Here is a 22,885-nt window from a genome sequence, read left to right as displayed (position 1 = left end):
GTAATGGGTCCTGGCTTTCGCCAGGACGACCCCGTGAGTGACTGCGCAGCCTAATCCACCATCTCTGCGACCGCCTTGCCGCACGCCGTGGTGTCGGCATTGCCGCCGAGATCGCGCGTGCGCAGCGTGCGTTCGCCGAGCGTACGCTCGATCGCGCCGACGATGGCGCTGGCTGCCTGCTTCTCGCCCAGATGCTCCAGCATCATCGCACCTGACCAGATCATGCCGATCGGGTTGGCGATGCCCTGGCCCGCAATGTCGGGCGCCGAGCCGTGCACCGGCTCGAACACCGAGGGGAAATCGCCTTCCGGATTGATGTTGCCCGACGGCGCGATGCCGATGGTGCCGGTGCAGGCCGGGCCGAGGTCGGAGAGGATATCCCCGAACAGGTTGGAGCCGACCACGACGTCGAACCAGTCCGGATGCAGCACGAAGTTCGCGGTCAGGATGTCGATGTGGTACTTGTCCCACTTCACGCCGGGATATTTCTTGGCCATCGCCTCCACGCGCTCGTCCCAGTAGGGCATGGTGATGGAGATGCCGTTCGACTTGGTCGCCGAGGTCAGATGCTTCTTCGGCCGCGACTGCGCCAGATCGAACGCGAATTTCAGGATGCGGTCGACGCCGGTGCGGGTCATCACGGTCTGCTGGGTGACGAATTCGCGGTCGGTGTCCGGGAACATGCGGCCGCCGACGGAAGAGTATTCGCCCTCGGTGTTCTCGCGCACCACCCAGAAATCGATGTCGCCGGGCTTGCGGTTCGCCAGCGGCGACGGCACGCCGGGCATCAGCCGCACCGGGCGCAGATTGACGTACTGGTCGAACTCGCGGCGGAATTTTATGAGCGATCCCCACAACGAGATATGGTCGGGTATTTTCGCCGGCCAGCCGACCGCGCCGAAATAGATCGCATCATGCTTGCCGATCTGGTTCTTCCAGTCCGCCGGCATCATCTCGCCGTGCTTCTCGTAATAGTCGTAGGAGGCGAAGTCGAAATGGTCGAATTTCACGTCGACGCCATGCTTCTTGGCCGCCGCCTCGATGACGCGCAGGCCCTCCGGCATCACTTCCTTGCCGATGCCGTCGCCGGGAATGACCGCGATCCGATACTGCTTCTTTGCGCTGCTCATCGAGAACACCCTTGTGATTTGCCCGGCCGGCAATGCCGCCTATTCTGATGGCCCTGCAATGGACCAAACTTCGCGCGAGCGCAACGCTGCAGTGCAGTGTTGACCGCGGCGCGACCCTGCCCCACCAAATTCGCCGGCACCCCACTCCTCATACCAAGCGAGACATCCCATGGATCTGCATCTGCGCGGCAAGCGTGTCCTGATCACCGGCGCCTCCAAGGGCATTGGCGCGGCCGCCGCCGAAGCCTTTGCCGAGGAAGGCGCCAACCTCCTGCTCGCCGCCCGCAACGGCGAGCAATTGAAGGCGCTGGCCGAACGGCTCCGTTCGGCGCATCAGATTGATGCGGCGGTCAGCGTCGTCGACTTGCGCAAATCGGAAGATCTGGCGCGATTGGCAAAAGAGGCCGCCGACATCGACATCCTCGTCAACAATGCCGGCGATATCCCGGGCGGCTCGATCGACAAGATCGACGAGGCGACCTGGCGGCATGCCTGGGAGCTCAAGGTGTTCGGCTATGTCAACCTGACGCGCGCGGTCTACGCGCAGATGAAGGCGCGCGGCGGCGGCGTGATCGTCAACGACATCGGCGCGGCCGGCGAGAAGTTCGACGCCAATTACATCTGCGGCAGCGCCGGCAATGCCGCGCTGATGGCGTTCACCCGCGCGCTCGGCGGCAAGAGCCTCGCCGACAATATCCGCGTCGTCGGCATCAATCCCGGCCCGGTCGGCACCGACCGCCACGTCACGCTGCTCAAGACCCGCGCCAAGAACCAGTTCGGCGACGAGAGCCGTTACAAGGAATTCCAGAAGGGTCTGCCGCTCGGCCGGCCCGCGCATGCACGCGAGATCGGCGACCTGATGGCGTTCCTGGCGTCCGATCGCGCCGGCTATACGTCGGGCGTGATCTACACGGTCGACGGCGGGCTCACGTCGGGGTGGGGCTGACGGCAGCTCTCCACGTCATTGCGAAGAGCGACAGCGACGAAGCAATCCATTGCTCTGCATATATGCGGACCGATGGATTACTTCGCTTCGCTCGCAATGACGTCAACTCGCCGTCCGCTCGAACAGCTGCCGGATCAGCGTCGTGATGCGGCCCTGTGGCGCCAGCATCTGGTTCATGATGGAGAAATGATCGGCGCCGGCGATCTCCTCATAGGTCACCGGCAAGCCATAACGGGCGCGATGGCCGGCGAAATCGGCGGTCTGCTTGCGCAGCAGCGGCAATTCGGCGCTGCCGACCACCAGCGACAGCGGCTTTGCCGTGCCGCCTTCCGCCATCATCGGCGAGTTGCGCCGCGACGCCGCTTCGTCGAGCTTGAGCTTTTCGTTGAGATAGGAATGCCTGATCGGCTCGAGGTCGTAGATTCCCGAGATCGCCATGCCGGCCCGGACATGGCCGTTCGACAGCGCCATCGATGTCAAATGTCCGCCGGCCGACCAGCCCGACACCACGATGCTCTCGGCAGCGGCCCCGAGCGCGGGCAACCGCCCGGCCAGAAAGTCGATGCCGGCATGGATCTCGGCGACGATGTCATCGAGCGTCGCATCCGGCGCCAGCGTATAGCCGATCAGCGCGACATTGATGCCGTGGGCCATCGGCCCCTCGGCGAAGATCGTGAACACTTCCTTGGCACGGGTCTGCCAATAGCCGCCGTGGATGAACAGCAGCGTCGGCGCGCCGTCGCGGACTTTCAGGAAGTCGATCCGGTTGCGCTCGCGCGGGCCGTATCTGAGGTCGAGATGGCCGGCGTGCTTTTGCCGCAGCGCCGCCGAGCGTTGCTCCCAGCCCGCAGCGATCTCGGCGCTGCCCTTGACGGCAACGCCATTGTTCAAGCCGAGGTCACGCTCCTGCTGGCTCATCGCGCGCCAGTCCAGCGCGGAAAACAACGCTGCCATCCCTGCCCCTTCGGTTCTCGTCGCATTGCCACGACGGCAGGAAATGTTCTACAGCACAAGCAAACAGAAGGCATAGGAGCAACGGCGCATGGCTGATCAGGGCTTGGTGAAGGAAACGGCGTGTGCCGTCGTCGAGAAGCTGAAGGCCGGCGACGTCACGCCGCTCGATCTGCTCGACGTGCTGGAGACGCGCATCGCCGAGGTGGACGGCAAGGTCAACGCGCTGCCGACGCTCTGCTTCGACCGCGCCCGCACCCACGCCAAGGCCCTGATGCAGAAACCGGTCAGCGAGCGCGGCCTGCTCGCAGGCCTTCCCGTTCCGATCAAGGACCTCACCGCCGTCGCCGGCGTGCTGACCACGCAGGGCTCGCCGATCTTCAAGGACAATGTCCCGGCGAAGTCGGACATCCTGGTCGAGCGCCTCGAAGAGAATGGCGGCGTGATCTATGCCAAGTCGAACACGCCGGAATTCGGTGCCGGCGCCAACACCTTCAACGAGGTGTTCGGCCCGACCCGCAATCCCTGGGACACATCGCGCTCGGCCGCCGGCTCCTCCGGCGGCGCCGCGGCGGCACTGGCGAGCGGCACCGCGTGGCTCGCGCACGGCTCCGACATGGGCGGCAGCCTGCGCAACCCGGCGAGCTTCTGCGGCATCGTCGGCCTCCGGCCGTCGATCGGCCGCGTCGCGCACACGCCGAAGTTCGGCGTCGACCGTACCCTCGGCGTGCAGGGACCGATGGCGCGCAATGTCGAGGACCTCGCGCTGCTGCTCGACGCGATGAGCGGCGAGCATGCCGCCGATCCGCTGTCGCTGCCCGCGCTATCGACGTCGTTCCTGTCGGCGGCGCGGTCAGGCAGCAAGCCGAAGCGCATCGCCTATTCACCCGATCTTGGCATCACGCCGGTCGATCCCGAGGTCAGGGCTGTGACGCGCAAGGCGGCGGAACGGTTTGCGGAGGCCGGTGCGATCGTCGAGGAAGCGCATCCCGATTTGCGCGAAGCCCATGAATGCTTCCACGTGTTGCGCGCGTTCGATTTCGCGATCAGCAAGGCCGAATTGCTGCGCACCAAGCGCGATCTGCTGAAGCCCGAGGTGATCTGGAACATCGAGGAGGGGTTGAAGCTCACGGTCGAAAAGCTCGAGCGCGCCGAGGCGCACCGCGTCGCGATGACGGCGCGTGCGCTCGAATTCTTCGACAAGTACGACCTGCTGCTGGCGCCCGCGACCATCGTGGCGCCATTCCCGGTCGAGAACCGCTATGTCGCGGAGTGCGACGGCAAGAAGTTCGACAACTACGTCGAATGGCTCGGCATCGTCTACGCGATCACGCTGGCCTGCTGCCCGGCGCTGTCGCTGCCCTGCGGCTTCACCGCCTCGGGCCTGCCGGTCGGTCTGCAGATGATCGCAAAGCCGCGTGCCGAGGCGCAGCTTCTGGCCGGCGCGAAAGTGCTGGAGGACATTCTGGGCGTGCGCGGCACCACGCCGATCGATCCCCGTCCGCCGAAGTAAGGCTTTTTCCTCATGGTGAGGAGGCGCGCAGCGCCGTCTCGAACCATGAGGCCCGGTCTGTGGCCTCACCCTTCGAGACGCTTGCTCCGCAAGCTCCTCAGGATGAGGTGATGAATCTGTTGATGCGGCCCTAAGACGCGAAGCCTACGCCTTATCCCCCGTCGCCTTGAGCGCCACGGTGAGTGCCGCCTTGGTCTGCTCGACGATTTCGTCCAGCAACTCCTCGCGGCTGATCTGCGCGGACTCGCCGGTCAGCAGGCCCTGCTCGGCGAGCATCACGATGCCGTGCAGTCCGGCCCAGATCTTCAGCGCCTGCCGCTCGCGCAATAGCCCGACCGCCGGCGCCTCGAATGACTCGATCAGCAGTGCCAGCGTTTCCATCGCCGCGGTGTGCAGCTCGCTGCCCTTCGGCGCGCAGGCCATGGTGCGCGACGCGAACATCAACCGGTAGATGCCGTGGCGCTCGAGCCCGAAGGCGAGCGCGGCCTGGGCAAAGCGCGACAGCTTCGAGCCCTTGCTCGACTGCTCGATCGCCTCGCGCATGATCACGTTGAACTGCCGGAATGCTTCCGCGGTCACCGCCTCCAGCAGCGCCTCGCGGTCGGCGAAATGCCGGTACGGCGCCGGCTGCGAGACGCCGAGCTGCTTGGCCAGCGCCTTGATGCTGATCGCCTCGGGACCACCGAGCTCGACCTCGCGTAACGCGGCCTGGATCAGGGCTTCGCGGAGGTCGCCGTGGTGGTAGGTTTTGAACGGCTTACGAACGATTTGTCCCATTGCGGCAATGATCGCTGAATTTTCGCTTGACGCGCAAGCACGACGATAATGTAATATACTATAACTTGGTGATCCGGTTAAGAGGCCGGCGCCCAAGCAGGCTAGAACCTGCATAAACTGGAATGAGGAACCCGGCGCAACCCACAATGCGCCAGAGCCGAGGGAGGTGCTTGCATGTCCAAGCTCAGAATCCGCGTCGACCAAGACAAGTGCCAGGGTCACGCCCGCTGCAAATCACTCGCCCCCGAATTGTTCGAGCTCGACGAATACGGCAACGCCCATGAGGTCGGCGACGGGACCGTCCCGGCCGGGCTCGAGGACAAGGCCTGGCTCGCACAGACCAACTGCCCGGAAATCGCGATCGAAGTCACCGAGGAATAGCTCCGGCCAAGGATGGCTGCGCGCCGCCCGTTGAGCCGACCAGCGTTTGATCGAACGAGAAGGAAACGAGCTGATGTCCGATTCCCCGTCCGCAAGTTATCTGCCCGAACATCCCCCGGTCTCCGACTGGGTCCATGATTTCGACCATACCGATCCGGTCTGGACCGACGACCCGTTCCCGATCTGGGAGACGCTGCGCGCGGCTTCGCCCGTCGTGCACACCGAGCGCTTCCTCGGCTGCTACATGCCGACCACCTATCAGGCGGTGAAGGAGATCGCCTACGACACCGAGCACTTCTCCTCGCGCCGCGTCATCGTGCGCGACATCCGCCCCGAGATCACCGCCCGCGCACCGCCGATCACCTCCGATCCGCCGGAGCACAAGCCCGCCAAGCAGGTGCTGCTGCCGCCGTTCACGCCGGACGCGATGAAGCGGCTGGAGCCGCGGGTGCGCGCGATCTGCAACGAGCTCATCGACGAATTCATCGCCGATGACCATTGCGACGCCGCCGCGCGCTACACCAAGCACATCCCGGTGCGCGCCATCGCCCACATGCTGGGGATTCCCGAGAAGGACGGCGATCTCTTCATCAAATGGATCCACCAGATCCTCGAGCTCGGCATCAAGAACGAAGACGAGCTCATGAACGGCGTACGCGAGATGACCGGCTACTTCGTGGCCCATCTCGAGCAGCGCAAGCTTGAGCCGGGCGACGATCTGATCTCGCAGCTGCTGCGGGCCAAGGGCCCCGGCGGCCAGCCGCTCACCGACGAGCACGTGCTCGGCTCGCTGCGGCTGCTTCTGATCGCCGGCATCGACACCACCTGGAGCGCAATCGGCTCCTCGCTCTGGCACCTCGCCAAGACGCCGGCCGATCGCGAGCGCCTGATCGCGGAGCCGGCAATGATCCCGACCGCGATCGAGGAATTCCTGCGCGCCTATTCGCCGGTGACGATGGCGCGCGAGGTGATGAAGGAGACCACGATCTCCGGCTGCCCGGTGAAGGCGGGCAACATGGTGCTGTTGTCCTTCCCCGCCGCCAATCGCGATCCCGCCATGTTCCCCGATGCGGACAAGGTGGTGATCGACCGCAAGGAGAACCGCCACGCCGCATTCGGCCTCGGCATCCACCGCTGCGTCGGTTCCAACCTGGCGCGCATGGAGATGCAGGTCGCGATCGAGGAATGGCTGAAGCGAATCCCGGATTTCCGGCTCGATCCGGCCGGCAAGGTCACCTGGTCGGAAGGCACGGTGCGCGGTCCGCGCCAACTCCCTGTCCTGTTCGGCAACAACGCCTGAGGAACCGGACAGCGGTTACATCACGTCACCCAATGAGGTAGCTTGCCCCGGAATCGAACCGACGAGTCCGGGAGCAATGCCATGTCCGAACAAACCGCTCAGCCCGCGAGCGATCATCTCGACATCCACGACGTCGAGCGGCGGGTGAAAGCGATTTTCATCGGCTCGGTCGGCAATCTCGTCGAGTGGTACGATTTCTACGCCTACACGGCGTTTGCCCTGTATTTCGCGCCGGCGTTCTTCCCGCACAGCGATCCGGTGGTGCAGCAGCTCAATGCCGCCGTGCTGTTTGCCGCGACCTTCCTGATGCGCCCGCTCGGCGGCTGGCTGTTCGGCTTCATCGCCGACCGCTATGGCCGGCGGCTGTCGTTGACGCTCTCGGTGGTCTGCATGTGCTTCGGCTCGCTGATCATCGCGGTGACGCCGACCTATGCCTCGATCGGCATCGCGGCCCCGGCGATCCTGGCGCTGGCCCGCGTGATCGAGGGCCTGAGCCTCGGCGGCGAATATGGCGCCAGCGCCACCTATCTCAGCGAGGTCGCCGATCCCAAGCACCGCGGCTTCTATTCCAGCTTTCAGTACGTCACGCTGATCGGCGGCCAGCTCACCGCAATCATCGTGCTGCTGTTGCTGCAAAAGGTGTTCCTGACGCCGGACGAGCTGAAGGCCTGGGGCTGGCGGATTCCGTTCGTGATCGGCGCCATGCTCGCGATCGTCGCGGCGGTGATGCGCCGCGGCCTGCATGAGACCGAGGCCTTCGAGGAGGCCAAGAAGGTTTCCAAGCCAACCGGCTCGATCGTCGGCCTGTTGAACTATCCGCGCGAATTGCTGCTGGTGGTCGGCCTCACCGCCGGCGGCACCGCGGCGTTCTATACCTTCACCACCTACATGCAGACTTTCGTGAAGCTGTCGGTCGGCCTCACCGAAGACCAGACCACCTTCGTGATCTTCGGCTCGCTGATCTTCGCGACCATCCTGCAACCGATCTACGGCGGGCTCTCCGATAAGATCGGCCGCAAGCCGCTGCTGATCTTCTTCGGCATCGCCGGCACGCTCGGCACGATCCCCATCCTGACCGCGCTGAAGGACACCAAGTCGCCTTTCATGGCCTTCCTTTTGATCTGCGGCGCCTGGATCTTCGTCGCCGGCTACACCTCGATCAACGCGATCGTGAAGGCCGAGTTGTTTCCGACCAATGTCCGCGCGCTCGGCGTCGGCCTGCCCTATGCCATCACGGTGTCGATCTTCGGCGGCACCGCGCCGGCGGTCGCGCTCTATTTCAAGAGCATCGGGCATGAGGATTGGTTCTACTACTATCTCAGCGGCATGATTTTCCTGTCGCTGCTGATCTACTCCACGATGCGCGATACCAAGCGCGACTCCGCGATGCATCGCCACGAGTGACGGCGCAAACGCCCATGACCGACCATAACGAACCGCCCGACAGCAAACTGACGCGCAGCAAACAGCGCTGGGCACGCGAAGGCAAATTCCTCACCGGCAGGATCACCCGCCCGGAGGAGCAGCGCCTGCCGCCGGGCCAACATCTGACGGCGGACTGGCCGGTGCTCGATCTCGGGTTGATGCCGAACATCTCGCAGGAACGCTGGCGGCTCGACGTCTACGGCGCGGTCGAGCAGACCATCTACTGGACCTGGCAGCAGTTCATGGCGCAGCCGCAGACGCAGTTCGTTTCCGACATTCACTGCGTCACGACCTGGTCGCGCTACGATAACCAGTGGGAGGGGCTTGCCACAAGCGACCTGCTCGCCGCCTGCCAGCCACGCGAGGACGCCCGCTTCGTGGCACTGCATTCGTATGACGGCTATACGACGAACCTGCCGATCGAGGACTTTGCCGCCGAGGACGCGCTGCTCGCCCATAGCTGGTCGGGCAAGCCGCTGGAGCAGGAGCATGGCGGCCCGGTGCGGCTCGTGGTGCCGCATCTCTATTTCTGGAAGAGCGCGAAGTGGCTGCAGCGCATCGAATTCCTCACCGAGGATGCGCCCGGCTTCTGGGAGGTCCGCGGCTATCACAATCACGGTGATCCCTGGGCCGAACAGCGCTATTCTGGCGACTGACACACCAACAAGATGATGGAGCCTTCCCGTGCCGCACGAACGCTTTCAATTCACCGGTGTTGGCGGCCATCAGCTTGCTGCCGCACTTGACACGCCCGAGGGGCCGATCAAGGCCTATGCGCTGTTCGCGCACTGCTTCACCTGCGGCAAGGACGTGCTGGCCGCAAAGCGCATCGCGGTCGCGCTCGCGGCCAAGGGCATCGCCACGCTGCGCTTCGACTTCACCGGCCTCGGCTCCAGCGAGGGCGAGTTCGCCAACTCGACCTTCTCGTCGAACGTCGCCGATCTCGTTCGCGCCGCCGACCATCTGCGCGAGACGCACAAGGCGCCCGCGATCCTGATCGGCCACAGCCTGGGCGGCGCCGCGATCCTCGCCGCCGCGGGTCAAATCCCCGAGGCCAAGGCGGTCGTGACCATCGCCGCGCCGTCCGATCCCGTCCATGTCACGCATTTCTTCAGGGACCGGATCGAGGACATCCGCACCCTGGGCGAAGGCGAAGTCTCGCTCGCCGGCCGCCCCTTCCGCATCAAGCGGGAATTCCTCGACGACGTCGCCGAGCAGAACTTGATGGCGCAGGTGAAGCAGTTGCACAAGGCGCTGCTGATCATGCATTCGCCGACCGACGACACCGTCGGCATCGACAACGCCACGCATATCTTCAGCGCCGCCAGGCACCCCAAGAGCTTCGTCTCGCTGGCCGGCGCCGATCATCTCTTGAGCGGCAAGCAGGATGCCGCCTACGTCGCCGACGTGATCGGCGCCTGGGCCGAACGCTACATCGATATCGCGCCGCAGCCGGCGGCAGATACCGGCACTGCGCCACGCAACGTCGTCGTGCAGGAGACCCGCGCCGGCAAGTTTCAGCAGATCGTCACGGCAGGTCCGCATCGCATGCTGGCCGACGAACCGATCGCCGTCGGCGGCCAGGATTCCGGCCCCGGGCCGTACGACTTCGTACTGGCCGGGTTAGGTGCCTGCACCTCGATGACGATGCGGATGTATGCCGACCGCAAGTCGCTGCCGCTCGATCGCGTCACCGTGACGCTGACGCACAGCAAGATCTACGCCAAGGATTGCGAGGAGTGCGAGACCCGCGAGGGCATGCTCGACCAGATCGACCGCGTCATCAGGATCGAGGGCGAACTCGATGCCGACCAGCGCAAGCGGCTGATGGAGATCGCCGACAAGTGCCCGGTGCACAAGACGCTGACGTCGGAGGTGCGGATCGTCACCAAGGCCGCGGAATAAGCCGCAACGCAGCGAGACGGTCCGAGCCGTAACAGCATGTCAGCGGCATCGGCCCTCGCGCCCGCGGGCCGTCGCAGGGGCGCGCTGAAAAATATCGAAAACAACCCCATGCAAAGGTGCCGGCGGCCGCCGGCGTTCGACAAGGCAACTTGACACGTCGGGCAACTCAGGGATATTCTTCTACTATTCCGAAATCGTGCGAGCGCCACCCTACCCGCGCGCCGCGCGCTTGCCGTCCAGGCAACTCGCCATGATCCGCACCGCGGCGCCGATCTCGTTCTCGCGCCAAGCGGCGAAGCCGAGCAACAGGCCGTGGTCGCGCGGCCGTTCCAGCGCGAGGCTCGACAGTGCGCGCACCTCGACGCCGGCGGCGACCAGGCGCGTCACGGCATCCCGGTCCGCAGGGCCATCCTTGAAGCGGGCAATCAGCTGCATGCCGCCCGGCGGCACCTCGGCCGTGAGTACCGCATCGAGATGCCGCGTCAGCGCTGTCGCAAGATGGTCCCGGCGTGACCGGTAGATGCGCCGCATTCGCCTGACATGGGCCAGGAAATGCCCGTCGGCCATGAAGCCGGCCAGCGCCTCCTGGACATGCACGGAGGCGATCAGCCCGAGATGGCGCTGCGCGATCTCCATCGTCCGTGCCAGTGATGGCGGCACCACCAGATAGCCGATGCGGATATCGGCTGTCATCGCCTTGGCGAAGGTGCCGAGATAGAGCACGCGTCCCTCGCGATCGAGCCCCTGCAGCGCCGGCATCGGGCGGCTGTCATAGTGAAACTCGCCGTCGTAATCGTCCTCGACGATCCAGGTCTTGCCGGGCTCGGCTGAGGCCAACAGCTCGGTGCGGCGCGCGACCGGCATCACGCGCCCTGTCGGGTGCTGATGTGACGGCGTGGTGAAGATCAGCTTCGGCGCGCCCGCCGAGCGCGTCCGCATCATGCCCCATTGATCGAGCCTGACACCGACGACGTTTGCACCGGCCGCACGAAACGCCGCCGCGGCGCCGGGGTAGCCGGGATCCTCGGTCCACACCGCATCGCCGGCGGCGATGGTGGTCGCGGCGATCAGCGTCAGCGCCGCCTGCGCCGTCGGCAGCACCAGGATCTGATCGGCCTCGGCGCGCACGCCGCGGCTGACTTCAAGGTAGTCGCATAGGGCTTCGCGCAGGCTCGGCCGGTTGACCACGGTCTGCTCGTTGAAGCGGCGGCGCAATGCGCTGCGGCGCAGGCAGCGCGCCCAGATCTCGTGCGGAAACTCGCGCGCATCCGCAAGCCCGGGCCGCAGCGGCCGGAAATCGGCCTGGTAGGACAGCGGCCAATCCGTATCGGAGAGCTGCAAGGCCCAGGGCGACAGCAGCGGCTTGCGGGCGGCATCACGGCGTGGCGCAGGCAGAGCCTTGGCGAAGCGCGCCTCGATATCGTCGGTCACAACCGGCCGCCGCCGCGCCGCGACCCGCAGATACCCTTCGGCGGCGAGCTGCTCATAGGCATGCGTTACGGTGTTGCGCGCCACCTCGAGCTCGGCCGCAAGGCTGCGGCTCGACGGCAGCATGGCGCCGCTCCGGATCCGGCCGCTCGCCATCAGCACGCGCAGCTGCTGGGTCAACTGCGCGGCCAGCCCGGCGTCGTCCGATCGCTTCAGCGCGAGCAATTCGGCGAGGATCAATCTGGCTCCATTGTTCTCCAATATCTGGCTCTTTTGAGAGAGCCAGTATCATCCTATTCACAAGCGGTATCGCCTGCAAGGATTCTGCCGTGAACCAGTCACTCTCCCCCGCCAGGGCCGCCGCCCTGTTCATCGTCGTGGTGCTGGCCTGGGGCATCAACTGGTCGGTCACGAAATCGCTGGTCGAGGCGGTGCCCCCGCTGTGGACCGCCTCGATCCGCAGCTGGGTCGCCCTGATCGCCCTGCTGGTGATCCTGCGCGCCAGCGGCAATTTGATCATTCCGCGGATCGCCGATGTCCCGGTCGTGCTCAGCGTGGCGCTGCTGCACATGACGTTCTTCTCGACGCTGGTCGCCGCCGGCCTGCGTTATCTCCCGGCCAGCAAGGGCGTCGTGCTCGGCTACACCACGCCGCTCTGGGTCGCCCTTGCCGCGGCCGCCGCGCGCACCGAACGGCTCGGGATGCTCAAGCTTGTCGGCGTCGCGCTCGGACTCGCCGGGCTCTGCGTGATCCTCAACCCTGCGTCGCTGGACTGGAGCAATCTGCATGTCCTCGCCGGCGCCGGCATGATCATCATCGCCGCGATCTGCTGGGCCGCGAACATCATCTATATCCGCTCGCACCGCTGGATCGCGACGCCGCTGCAGCTCCTGCTGTGGCAGGTGCTGGTCGCGACTTTGGTGCTGACGACGTCGGCGCTGGTCACCGAAGGCGTGCCCGAGGTAAATTGGTCGCCACACCTCCTGCTGCTGTTTCTCTATTCCGGCTTCATCGGCACCGCGCTGGCCTATTGGGCGATGTCTGTTGTCAACAAGAGCCTGCCGGCGCTGACGACCTCGCTCGGAACCACGGCGACGCCGATCGTCGGCATCGTGACCGCGGCACTCTTGCTCGGCGAACCGATCGATCTCTCGCTGGCGATCGCCGCGGCGCTGATCGTCGGCGGGATCGCGCTGAGCTCGCTCGCGGACGCACCGTCGCGCAATTCAGTCAGGCTGTCGCAAGCGGCCTGACCCGCAGCGCGCCGCGTAGGCCGGCGCCGGTGCCGAGCATGATGCCGGCGATCGCGACGAGGGACGACAGTGACAGCGTCGACAGTCCCGTCAGCCCCTGCCCGACCGAGCAGCCGAACGCCATCACGCCGCCGGCGCCCATCAGCGCGGCGCCGCTCGCCGAGCGCAGCATATGCTGCGGCGACCGGTAGCCCTCGAGCTGGAAGCGCCCGGTGACGATGGCCGTGATCAGGCTGCCGGCGAACACGCCGAACACGGTGACGATGCCGAAATTCAGCGTCGAGCCGGTCGACAGCATCACATATTGCAGGGCGTCGGCGATCGGCGCGATGAAGGTCAGCGACGTCAACGGCACCGGATTGAAATCGTCGGCGCCGAGATAGCCGGTCGCGTACCAGCCCCCCGCCACCAACAGGCCCACGATCAGGCCGGCCGCGATCTGCCCGAATGATTTTCGGAACGGCGCATGGGCGAAGGCGAAGATGATCAGGACAGCTGACAGCACCGAGGCGGCGAGCATTCGTGCCTGCACCGCGCCGAGACCGGCGTTCACCAGCAGTGACGGCACCGAATTGGCGGCGACTGTTGCCTGCGAGGCCTGCACCATTGCGATGCGCGCCGGCGCAATCAGGCCCTTCAGCGTTATCTCGGCGAAAATGCCGAGCACGATCACGACCACGAAGGAGCGCAGATTGCCGCGTCCGAGCAGCACCAGCGCCCGCGAGCCGCAGCCGTTCGAGAGCACCATGCCGTATCCGAACAGCAGCCCGCCGAGGAACATCACCGGCGCCGAGAAGGACGGCTGCAGATAGATCGACTTGCCGAGATCGACAACGCCTGCCGCCGCCAAAAGCTGCGAGGCCGCGATCGCGACGCCCATCGCCAGCGCATAGGTGCGCGCCAGGCGGCCATCGCCCTCCGCCCACCAGCCGCGCAGGCCGCTCATCATGCAGAAGCCGCTGAGCAGCCCGACCGAGCCATAGATCAGGCCGATGATCAGGGCGGCGAGGATAACGATCGTGCCTGGGTCCATGCGGGTTCTCTCGGCTATCCCGTCATCACGGTCGCAAAATCACGCGATCGCGCGACGAGCCTGCCACGGCAACAAACGCCGCCTTGGCCTGTTCCAGCGGATAGATCGCGCTCGGCTTGATCGGGAATGGCTTCAGATGTCCGCCGGCAAAGCCCGGCGCGAGCTCGCGCAACACCTCGCCGGACGCAACCGACGACAGCGCAAGCGTGTCGATGCCGACATAGGTGTGCTGGCCGCGGTAGAATTCGAGGATGTTGAACTGCACGATGCGGTCGACCGCCGCGATCAGGATCTGGCGGCCGCGCAGCGCCAGCGACTTGTGCGCGGCCTGGAAATAGGGATCGCCGACCGTGTTGTAGACGATGTCGGCGCCCTTGCCGCCGGTCAGCTCGCGCACGCGAGCGGCGACATCGGTGGTGGAGGCGTCGATCACCTCGACCGGCGAATTGCTGTGCCCTTCATAAGGCTCGCTCTTGCGCACCACGCCGATCACGCGCGCGCCGCGCCAGCTCGCGATCTGCACCGCGGCTTGCCCGACCTTGCCGTTGACGCCCATCACCAGCACGCTCTCCCCCGCCTTCGGCAGGCCGGCGCGGCGCAGGCCCTCCATCGCGGTAACGAAGGGCACGCCGATCCCGGCGGCTTCGTCCCAGGAAATGCCGGCGGGCTTTTCCACCACGGCATCGCGCTCGACCGCCAGATGCGTGGCATGGGTGCCGTCGCGGCGGATGCCGAGGTCACCGGACGAGCCGAACACCTCGCGCCCGATAAATTCAGCGGGACCATCGATCACGACGCCGGCGTAGTCGCGACCACTGGTGCGCGGGAAGACGGCATAGGGCATCAGCCCGGTCGCGGCTTTCACGTCGGACGGATTGACCGCCGCCGCCTTCACCTCGATCAAGACGTCGTTGTCGCCGCGCGAAAGTGCATGGGTCTCGACCACCGGCGCCACCGCCGCCGCGTTCTCCGCCTTCGTCAGCAGGCGGACGCCGCGGGCGTCGACAGGAAGACGATTTGCTTGCGGGGCCGGCGGCATCAGCGTTCCAGTCTCGGTCATGGAGCGCGCCACAAGGCACGCGGATGGTGGCGGCCGGATGGCCTCGGGCCATGACTAATCGACTGACCAATCAATTCAAGGGGCTTGTTTGCGGTCGGCGGTGTCAGAGCTTCGGCGGCGGGGCCGTGCCCAGGATCGCCTCAATCGACAGGCCGAGCCCAAGCAGCCTGGTATCGCTACCGACCGGACCGTCGAGTTCGACCCCAACCGGCAGGCCATCGGGCGTCATGCCGGCATAGAGCGACAGCCCCGGAAGGCCGGCATTGCTGCCGGGATCGGTGTTGCGGATCATGGTGCCGAAGGTCGGCACCGGCGCGCTGCCATTGACCGACATCTCGCCGGACCCGCTCTTTTCGTCGATGACCGGTGCAGGCGCGATCGTGGTCGGAAACAGGATGGCGTCCAACCTGTTGTCCGCGATGTACGCGGCATAGATCGCCTGCAGCGCCGGCCGCTGCACCTTGATCGCATCATCATAGGCGGCACCGAAGGCGTCCGCCGTGATGGCGCCGAAAGCGCCGACGACGTCGGGACTGGCGACGCCGGCCGCGATGTCGGACAGCGTGATCCCCTCGATCCCGGAGGCGGCAAGCCAGGCCGGAATATCGGCGATCGGCTCATGCAGCGCGACCACGAAGGACACCTTGCCGTTCTGCTCGAACAGATCGGGCATATCGACATCGACCAGCACCGCGCCGGCGGCCGTGAGCCGGGCGCAGGCTGCGCGAGCGACGGCCTCGACATCGCGATCGAGGCCGTTCCAGAAACAGCCGGGAGTGCCGAGGCGCACGCCGCGTAGCGGGATGCTCGCTGCGAGCGGCGTGCCTGATATCACGGCATCGAGCAGCGCGACATCGGCGACCGTGCGTCCCATCGGACCGACGGTGTCGCGGGTATGGCTGATTGGAACCACCTGGTTGTCGTCGTGATAACGCCGCTCGGCGCCGCCATTGCCGACTGAAGGCCGAAGGCCCACGGTCCCGGTCAGCGCCGCGGGCACGCGGGTCGAGCCGCCGGTGTCCGAGCCGAGGCCGCAGGTGGCGATGCGCGCGGCGATCGCCGCAGACGTTCCGCCCGACGACCCGCCCGGGATCCGGCTCGTGTCGTATGGATTCCGCACCGGCCCCGCGAACGGCGCGAGATTGGTGCTGGTGATGCCGAACGCGAGCTCGTGCAAATTGGTCTTGCCGATCACGATGGCACCTGCGTCGAGCAGCCTTTGCAGCGACGGCGCGTTGCGCGCAGGCCGCGCGTGTTGCAGCGCCGGCGTGCCGCCCGATGTCGGCAGATCTGATGTGTTGATGTTGTCCTTCACGACGATGGGGAGACCGGCCAGCGCGCCGGTCCGCGTCCCGGCATCGACCTCGCGCGCCGCGGCGAGCGCGCCGTCACGGTTCAGCACGATGAAAGCGTTGAGGTGCTTGAGCCGCTCCGCACGATCGAGCGCGGCCTCGACGACGCTGACCGCCGTCACCTTGCCGGCGCGGATATCAGCCACGATCTCCGCAGCGGTCGTTTCATTGGTGTCGGCCATACCCTGCGCCCTGTTGGATTGCAGGGATTAGGCTATTCTTTCGGCCGCTTGTCGTAAACACGTTTCGCCTTGCCGAGCGAACGCTCCAGCGTCTCGGGCGCAACGACGCGGACGCGGGTGGAGATGCCGATCGTGTTCTTGATGAAGGCGGAGACCTTCTCGGCGTGAACAACCAGCCCTTCGCCATCCCAGCTCTCGGGCCGGGCTTCGGCGAGCACCGTCATCTCGTCCATGCGGCCTTCGCGGGTCAGCTCAATGACAAAGTGACCGCCGCACCAGTCGGTCGCCAGCAGCGCTTCCTCGATCTGGGTCGGGAACACGTTGACGCCGCGCAGGATAATCATGTCGTCGGAGCGGCCGGTCACCTTCTCCATTCGCCGCATGCCGGGCCGCGCCGTGCCGGGCAACAGCCGCGTCAGGTCACGGGTGCGGTAGCGGATGATCGGGAAGGCTTCCTTGGTGAGCGAGGTGAACACCAGCTCGCCCTTCTCGCCGTCGGGCAATACCTCGCCGGTCAGCGGATCGATCACCTCGGGGTAGAAGTGGTCCTCCCAGATATGCAGACCGTCTTTGGTCTCCACGCATTCCTGCGCGACGCCGGGGCCGATCACCTCCGACAAGCCATAGATGTCGGTGGCGTCCATGTCGAAGGCCTGCTCGATCTCGACGCGCATCGCGTTGGTCCAGGGTTCGGCGCCGAAGATGCCGAACTTCAGCGACGATTTGCGCGGATCGAGGCCCTGCCGCTTGAATTCGTCGAGGATCGCCAGCATGTAGCTCGGCGTCACCGTGATGATGTCGGGCCGGAAGTCGTTGATGATCTGCACCTGCCGCTCGGTCATGCCGCCGGAGATCGGGATCACCGTGCAGCCCAGCCGCTCGGCGCCGTAATGCGCGCCGAGGCCGCCGGTGAACAGGCCGTAGCCATAGGCGTTGTGCATCAGCATGCCGGTCCGGCCGCCGGCGGCGCGGATCGAGCGCGCCATCACGTCCGCCCAGGTGTCGATGTCGGCCCTGGTGTAGCCGACCACGATCGGCTTGCCGGTCGTGCCTGAGGAGGCATGGACCCGCACCAGCTGCTCGCGCGGCACCGCGAACATGTTGAAGGGATAATTGTCGCGCAGATCGGTCTTCACCGTGAACGGAAATTTGGCGAGATCGGGCAGCTGCCTGAAATCGGACGGATGCACGCCCGCGGCATCGAACGCCTTCCTGTAGTGCGCGACGTTGTCATAGGCATGCTTGAGCGACCAGGCCAGCCGCCTGGTCTGCAGCGCCATGATCTCGTCGCGCGAGGCGCGCTCGGCCGCATCGAGCTCGGCGTGATAACCACTGTCCTTGACCTTGAGCTTTGCCGTTGCCATCGACGTTTTCCCCTGAAGCCTTTATGCCTTGATGTCCGTGTCGGGCAGCCAGCTGCCCGGTATCACGCGCGAATGTCCGCGGAATTCGGCGATCACGCTGTCGCCGGCAGTGACGCTCACGTCGTAGATTCCCGAGCGGCCGCTGCGCGAGATCTCGCGCGCGGTCGCCACCAGGCGGTCGCCGAGCTTGCCGGGCCGGATGAACGTGACGTTGCCCTGCGCCGCCACCGCGCGATCGTTGCGGCTGTTGCAGGCAAAGGCGAAGGCAGAATCGGCCAGCGTGAAGATGTAGCCGCCATGGCAGATGCGCTGGCCGTTGACCATGTGCGGCTGCACCGTCATCGCCATCACCGCCTGCCCCGGCTTGATCTCGACAAGCTCCATGCCGAGGCCCTTGCTGGCGTCGTCCTCCTTCCACATCGCGTCGGCGCAAGCGCGGGCCAAATCTTCCGGCGTCAAGTCCTCGGGCGATAGCGTGGCCTTCACGTTCACATCGAACTCCCTGTGCGTGGGCCCGTTGCGGAGGGCCTCTTGGTGTCAAGCGTCAGTGTTGGGCGCGACGCACGAGGCGTCAACGCTACTTCCGTCATTCCGGGATGGTCCGAAGGACCAGACCCCGCTCGAGATTCCACAATGCGCAATTGCGCATTGGGGTTCGCTTCGCGCCCCGGAATGACGTCAATCCTAGACGTGGTCGTAGTCGACCACGACCTTCTCGGAGCACGGCTTGGCCTGGCAGGTGAGGATGAACCCCGCCTTCAGCTCCCACGGCTCCAGCGAATAGTTCAAGTCCATCGGCGCCTCGCCTTCGACCAGCTTGGCGCGGCAGGTCGAGCACATGCCGCCCTTGCAGGCGAACGGCAGATCCATGCCGGCGCGCAGCGCGGCGTCGAGGATCGACTCGCCGTCGGCTACCGGGACCTCGCGGCGCTTGCCGTCGATGATCAGCCCGGCGATCGCCTTCGGCGGCGCGCCGGCCGGAACGACGACCTTCGCCCGCGGCTTGCCGCCGAATTCCGATACGAAGCGTTCGACATGGATGCGCTCGTCGGCAATGCCGATCTCGCGACAGGTCGCCTCGATGGTCTCGCTCATCGCGGCCGGGCCGCAGACGAAGACGTGATCGACCGTCTCGGCAGGCACCAGCGAGCGCAGCAGCACCCGCACCTTCTCGCCGTCGAGCCGGCCGTGCAGGATCGGAATGTCCTGCTCCTCGCCCGAGATGACGTGGAACACCGAGAGCCGCTGCATGAAGCGGTCCTTCAGCTCCTCCAGTGCCTCGCGGAACATGACGCCCTCGGTCGAGCGATTGCCATAGAACAGGAAGAAGCGGCTGTCCGGCTCGCGCGCCAGCACGCCCTTGATGATCGAGAGGATCGGCGTGATGCCGCTGCCGGCGGCGAAGCCGACATAAGTCCGCGCCTCGCCCGGCGCGTGGGCGACGCCGAAACGCCCGGTCGGCGTCATCACGTCGAGTTCGTCGCCGGTCTTCAGCTCGTCGGCGGCCCAGTTCGAGAACGCGCCGCCGTCGACCTTCTTCACCGCGATGCGCAATTCGCCGTCGTCGGGACCGGAGCAGATCGAATAGGAACGGCGAACCTCCTCGCCGTCCATCGTGGTGCGCAGCGTCAGATACTGGCCCGGAGTGAAACGGTAGTCGCCTTGCAGATCGTCGGGGATCGCAAAGGTCATCGAAATCGCGTCCGACGCCTCGCGGCGAAGGTCGCTGACGGACAGGCGGTGGAATCGTGGTGTCGACATGGTCAATGACACTTGAAGTAGTCGAAGGGTTCACGGCAGCTCTTGCAACGCCACAGCGCCTTGCAGGAGGTCGAGCCGAACTCGGAGAGCAGCTCGGTATCAACGGAGCCGCATTGCGGGCACGCGACCGCCAGCTCGCCGAACAGCGCGCGGCGCGAGGAGCCCGGCAGCGGCGGCGCGATACCATACTCCTTCAGCTTGCGGCGGCCGTCCTCGCTCATCCAGTCGGTGGTCCAGGCCGGCGACAGCACGGTGCGGACCTTCGGCTTATGAATGCCTTCGCGCTCCAGCGCGAGCTCGATCTCGAGCGCGATCATGTTCATGGCGGGACAGCCGGAATAGGTCGGCGTGATCGCGACCTCGACATGCCCGTCGTGGACCGCGACATCGCGCAGCACGCCGAGATCGGCGATGGTCAGCACCGGGATCTCGGGATCGACCACCTGCGCGGCCGCGCTCCAGGCGCGCCGGCGCAGATCGGCATCGCTGAGCGCAACGGTCACCATGTCGCCCCCGGAAAGGTTCGCTGCATCGATTGCAGCTCGCTGAGGAGATGGCCGAGGTGCTCGCTGTGGCTGCCGCTGCGGCCGCCCTGCTGCATCCAGTCGCTCTTCGGCAACGACAGCGTCGCCTCGTTGATGATACCGGTGACCGTCTTCAGCCAGCGCGACTTTAGCGTCGCCGGATCGATCGCAATGCCGGCGTCAATCAGGCCGCGCTCGCTGTCGTCGACCGCGAACATCTCGCCGGTATAGGCCCAGAGGTCGTCGATCGCGCCCTGCGCGCGGCGGTGGCTCTCCTCGGTGCCGTCGCCGAGCCGGACGATCCATTCCGACGAATGCCTGACATGATAGGCGCTCTCCTTCTCCGACTTCGCCGCGATCGCCGCGAGCGTCGGATCGGACGAGGCCATCATCGCGCGCCAGTAGAGATCGGCGAATGCCGCGTAGAAGAACTGCCGCACCATGGTGCGCGCAAAGTCGCCGTTCGGTTGTTCGAGCAGCAGCAGATTGCGGTACTGCCTGACGTCACGAAGGTAAGCGAACTTGTCTTCGTCGTTGCCCCGGCCTTCGACCTTGGCCGCGTAGGTGTAGAGCTCACGGGCCTGGCCGAGCAGGTCGAGGCCCATATTGGCGAGCGCCATGTCCTCTTCCATGGCGGGCGCATGGCCGCACCATTCGGACAGCCGATGGCCGAGGATCAGTGCATCGTCGGCGCGGCGCAGCGCGTAGAGCACCAGCGGGGTTTCGGAGACTTCGATGTTGGCGGTCGCCATGTTCTCATATCCTGCATCAACACACTCGAGCCTCATCCTGAGGAGCGCCGAAGGCGCGTCTCGAAGGATCGGTCGCTGTCACTGCACGGGCCTCATGGTTCGAGACGCGCTGCGCGCTCCTCACCATGAGGGGGAGCGAAATTCACATATGCCCGACTTCGTCGGGGACGTCGTAGAAGGTCGGGTGGCGGTAGATCTTGGATTCCGCCGGCTCGAACATCATGCCCTTCTCGGACGGATCGGACGCGGTGATCGCGTTCGAGGGCACCACCCAGATCGACAGCCCCTCGCCGCGGCGGGTGTAGATGTCGCGCGCGGCCTGCAGGGCGAGCGTCGAGTCGGCCGCATGCAGCGAGCCGACATGCTTGTGCGCGAGGCCATTGCGGCTGCGGATGAAGACTTCCCAGAGCGGAACGTTCGGCGTGGCCATGGCGGTGCTCCCTTATTCTGCGGCTTGCGCGAGCTGGCGGCTCCTGCGCTTCTCGGCATAGGCCATCGCGGCCTCGCGCACCCAGGCGCCCTCCTCATGCGCCTTGCGGCGCGCGGCGAGACGATCGCGGTTGCAGGGGCCGTTGCCTGCCAGCACCTGCTTGAATTCGTCCCAGTCGATCGGGCTGTGCTCCCAATTGCCGTTTGCGTTCTGCTTCATGCCGGGATCGGGGATCGTCAGGCCCAGGAATTCGGCCTGCGGCACGGTGGCGTCGATGAATTTCTGGCGCAACTCGTCGTTGGAGAAGCGCTTGATCTTCCATTTGGTCGAGGTGTCGCTGTGCTGGCTGGCCTGGTCCGGCGGACCGAACATCATCAGCACCGGCCACCACCAGCGATCGAGCGCGTTCTGCGCCATCGCCTTCTGCTCCGCGGTGCCGCGGCACAGCGTCACCATGATCTCGAAGCCCTGGCGCTGGTGAAACGACTCTTCCTTGCAGACGCGGATCATCGCCCGCGCATAGGGGCCGTAGGAGCAGCGGCACAGCGGGATCTGGTTCATGATCGCCGCGCCGTCGACCAGCCAGCCGATGGTGCCGATGTCGGCCCAGGTCAGCGTCGGATAGTTGAAGATCGAGGAATACTTCGCCTTGCCCGAGAGCATCGCGTCGACCAGCTCTTCGCGCGAGGTGCCGAGCGTCTCGGCGGCGGCGTAGAGATAGAGGCCGTGGCCGCATTCGTCCTGCACCTTGGCGAGCAGCGCAGCCTTGCGACGCAGCGACGGCGCGCGGGTGATCCAGTTGCCCTCGGGGAGCATGCCGACGATTTCGGAATGCGCGTGCTGGGAAATCTGCCGCGTCAGCGTCTTGCGATAGGCGGCGGGCATCCAGTCGTTCGGCTCGATGCGCTCGTCGGCATCGATGCGGGCCTGGAACTGACTGGCACGGGCCACATCCTCGACGCCGCGATCGTCGCCGTCGGATGAGTTGAGCGCCTGCGTGTACATGGCCGACCTCCCGGTGTGTTGTTGGAAGGGAATATATAACACAAATTTTCAAATGCAAGAAGTTTTTGTAATATATTCAGACGCCCTCGAAACGGCGCGCCACTGCCCCGTTGGGCTTCGGCAGCGGCCCGTCCTCGTTGGTTGCATGGTCGTCAAGCCATTGTTCCGACGGCGAAAGCAACCCGCGATAGACCTCGCCGCAGAGTTTCCGCGCCGCCCTGCCCGGCCAATCCTTCGGCAGCAGCTGATACGGCAGCAGCGGATCGCGCAGCACGACGCGGCGGTAATGGTGGATCAAGAGAATGCGCGCGGTGAAGGCGTCGGCGTCGCTCAGTGTCTCGCCGCGGATGATCGAGCCGTGCAGCGGCTCGAACGTCTTCATGAACTTCAGATAGGCGTCCGCGGTGCGGTCG

The 22,885-nt window shown here is 65.8% G+C and carries 23 protein-coding genes; 8 read left to right on the top strand and 15 right to left on the bottom strand.

Annotated features, from left to right (window positions below):
* Positions 1-50: 50 nt before the first annotated feature.
* A complete protein-coding gene (locus tag AKL29_RS25265; RefSeq protein ID WP_016842870.1) occupies positions 51-1,130 on the bottom strand; it encodes a tartrate dehydrogenase in 1,080 nt (359 codons plus the stop codon).
* 169 nt (positions 1,131-1,299) lie between these two features.
* On the opposite strand from AKL29_RS25265, the gene AKL29_RS25260 reads away from it, so the two are divergent.
* Entirely contained in the window at positions 1,300-2,076 is a 777-nt protein-coding gene (locus tag AKL29_RS25260) for an SDR family oxidoreductase (protein WP_050386033.1), read from the top strand.
* A 102-nt stretch (positions 2,077-2,178) separates the two neighbouring features.
* Here AKL29_RS25260 and AKL29_RS25255 read toward each other — a convergent pair whose 3' ends face one another.
* Positions 2,179-3,030 (bottom strand): alpha/beta hydrolase, encoded by an 852-nt coding sequence (locus AKL29_RS25255; protein WP_050386032.1) that lies wholly within the window; start codon positions 3,028-3,030, stop codon positions 2,179-2,181.
* 88 nt (positions 3,031-3,118) lie between these two features.
* On the opposite strand from AKL29_RS25255, the gene AKL29_RS25250 reads away from it, so the two are divergent.
* On the top strand, positions 3,119-4,540 hold the full coding sequence (locus AKL29_RS25250; protein ID WP_028331796.1) for an amidase: 1,422 nt from the start codon (positions 3,119-3,121) through the stop codon (positions 4,538-4,540).
* Positions 4,541-4,684: 144 nt separating this feature from the next.
* Here the strand turns inward: AKL29_RS25250 and AKL29_RS25245 are convergent, their stop codons facing one another.
* Entirely contained in the window at positions 4,685-5,317 is a 633-nt protein-coding gene (locus AKL29_RS25245; RefSeq protein WP_028331797.1) for a TetR/AcrR family transcriptional regulator, read from the bottom strand.
* 174 nt (positions 5,318-5,491) lie between these two features.
* Between AKL29_RS25245 and AKL29_RS25240 the strand changes: the two genes are divergently transcribed.
* The 5 genes from AKL29_RS25240 (at position 5,492) to AKL29_RS25220 (ending at position 10,328) form a co-directional block, all read left to right on the top strand.
* A complete protein-coding gene (locus tag AKL29_RS25240; RefSeq protein WP_016842874.1) occupies positions 5,492-5,698 on the top strand; it encodes a ferredoxin in 207 nt (68 codons plus the stop codon).
* Between the two features lie 73 nt (positions 5,699-5,771).
* Complete coding sequence (locus tag AKL29_RS25235; RefSeq protein ID WP_050386031.1) at positions 5,772-6,998, top strand: cytochrome P450; 1,227 nt, start codon at positions 5,772-5,774, stop codon at positions 6,996-6,998.
* A gap of 81 nt (positions 6,999-7,079) precedes the next feature.
* Positions 7,080-8,402: an MFS transporter gene (locus tag AKL29_RS25230; RefSeq protein ID WP_050386030.1), complete on the top strand. Its 1,323-nt coding sequence runs from the start codon at positions 7,080-7,082 to the stop codon at positions 8,400-8,402.
* 14 nt (positions 8,403-8,416) lie between these two features.
* Positions 8,417-9,079, top strand: coding sequence for a sulfite oxidase-like oxidoreductase (locus AKL29_RS25225; protein WP_050386029.1), 663 nt, complete (start codon positions 8,417-8,419; stop codon positions 9,077-9,079).
* Between the two features lie 28 nt (positions 9,080-9,107).
* Positions 9,108-10,328 (top strand): bifunctional alpha/beta hydrolase/OsmC family protein, encoded by a 1,221-nt coding sequence (locus AKL29_RS25220; protein ID WP_050386028.1) that lies wholly within the window; start codon positions 9,108-9,110, stop codon positions 10,326-10,328.
* Positions 10,329-10,538: 210 nt separating this feature from the next.
* Here the strand turns inward: AKL29_RS25220 and pdxR are convergent, their stop codons facing one another.
* Positions 10,539-12,017, bottom strand: coding sequence for a MocR-like pyridoxine biosynthesis transcription factor PdxR (gene pdxR / locus AKL29_RS25215; protein ID WP_244482398.1), 1,479 nt, complete (start codon positions 12,015-12,017; stop codon positions 10,539-10,541).
* A gap of 68 nt (positions 12,018-12,085) precedes the next feature.
* Between pdxR and AKL29_RS25210 the strand changes: the two genes are divergently transcribed.
* Positions 12,086-13,009 (top strand): DMT family transporter, encoded by a 924-nt coding sequence (locus AKL29_RS25210; protein ID WP_050386027.1) that lies wholly within the window; start codon positions 12,086-12,088, stop codon positions 13,007-13,009.
* Here the strand turns inward: AKL29_RS25210 and AKL29_RS25205 are convergent.
* The 11 genes from AKL29_RS25205 to AKL29_RS45550 form a co-directional block, all read right to left on the bottom strand.
* The gene (locus AKL29_RS25205; RefSeq protein WP_028331804.1) at positions 12,987-14,042 is read right to left on the bottom strand and encodes a YeeE/YedE family protein; all 1,056 of its coding nucleotides are present in this window, start codon (positions 14,040-14,042) and stop codon (positions 12,987-12,989) included. The two genes, AKL29_RS25210 and AKL29_RS25205, sit on opposite strands and share 23 nt — an antisense overlap.
* A gap of 25 nt (positions 14,043-14,067) precedes the next feature.
* Positions 14,068-15,102, bottom strand: coding sequence for a quinone oxidoreductase family protein (locus tag AKL29_RS25200; protein ID WP_430648893.1), 1,035 nt, complete (start codon positions 15,100-15,102; stop codon positions 14,068-14,070).
* A gap of 103 nt (positions 15,103-15,205) precedes the next feature.
* On the bottom strand, positions 15,206-16,636 hold the full coding sequence (gene iaaH / locus AKL29_RS25195; protein ID WP_050386026.1) for an indoleacetamide hydrolase: 1,431 nt from the start codon (positions 16,634-16,636) through the stop codon (positions 15,206-15,208).
* A gap of 32 nt (positions 16,637-16,668) precedes the next feature.
* Positions 16,669-18,000, bottom strand: a complete 1,332-nt coding sequence (paaK, locus tag AKL29_RS25190) for a phenylacetate--CoA ligase PaaK (protein WP_050386025.1) — start codon at positions 17,998-18,000, stop codon at positions 16,669-16,671.
* Between the two features lie 21 nt (positions 18,001-18,021).
* Positions 18,022-18,492, bottom strand: a complete 471-nt coding sequence (gene paaI, locus AKL29_RS25185; protein WP_028331808.1) for a hydroxyphenylacetyl-CoA thioesterase PaaI — start codon at positions 18,490-18,492, stop codon at positions 18,022-18,024.
* A gap of 192 nt (positions 18,493-18,684) precedes the next feature.
* Positions 18,685-19,761, bottom strand: a complete 1,077-nt coding sequence (gene paaE / locus AKL29_RS25180) for a 1,2-phenylacetyl-CoA epoxidase subunit PaaE (protein WP_050386024.1) — start codon at positions 19,759-19,761, stop codon at positions 18,685-18,687.
* Between the two features lie 2 nt (positions 19,762-19,763).
* Positions 19,764-20,267, bottom strand: coding sequence for a 1,2-phenylacetyl-CoA epoxidase subunit PaaD (paaD, locus tag AKL29_RS25175; RefSeq protein WP_050386023.1), 504 nt, complete (start codon positions 20,265-20,267; stop codon positions 19,764-19,766).
* Positions 20,261-21,037 (bottom strand): 1,2-phenylacetyl-CoA epoxidase subunit PaaC, encoded by a 777-nt coding sequence (paaC, locus tag AKL29_RS25170; protein ID WP_050386022.1) that lies wholly within the window; start codon positions 21,035-21,037, stop codon positions 20,261-20,263. The genes paaD and paaC overlap by 7 nt, the downstream gene beginning before the upstream one ends.
* A gap of 142 nt (positions 21,038-21,179) precedes the next feature.
* Positions 21,180-21,467, bottom strand: coding sequence for a 1,2-phenylacetyl-CoA epoxidase subunit PaaB (paaB, locus tag AKL29_RS25165; RefSeq protein ID WP_024579339.1), 288 nt, complete (start codon positions 21,465-21,467; stop codon positions 21,180-21,182).
* 12 nt (positions 21,468-21,479) lie between these two features.
* Positions 21,480-22,472 (bottom strand): 1,2-phenylacetyl-CoA epoxidase subunit PaaA, encoded by a 993-nt coding sequence (paaA, locus tag AKL29_RS25160; protein WP_050386021.1) that lies wholly within the window; start codon positions 22,470-22,472, stop codon positions 21,480-21,482.
* Between the two features lie 76 nt (positions 22,473-22,548).
* A partial coding sequence (locus AKL29_RS45550) for a PaaX family transcriptional regulator C-terminal domain-containing protein (protein WP_283809418.1) occupies positions 22,549-22,885 on the bottom strand: 337 nt, incomplete at its 5' end.

It is taken from the genome of Bradyrhizobium pachyrhizi (assembly GCF_001189245.1).
GTDB classification, from domain to species: Bacteria; Pseudomonadota; Alphaproteobacteria; order Rhizobiales; family Xanthobacteraceae; genus Bradyrhizobium; species Bradyrhizobium pachyrhizi.
Note: the sequence above shows the minus strand (reverse complement) of the source record. Positions and strands in the feature narration are given on the sequence as shown.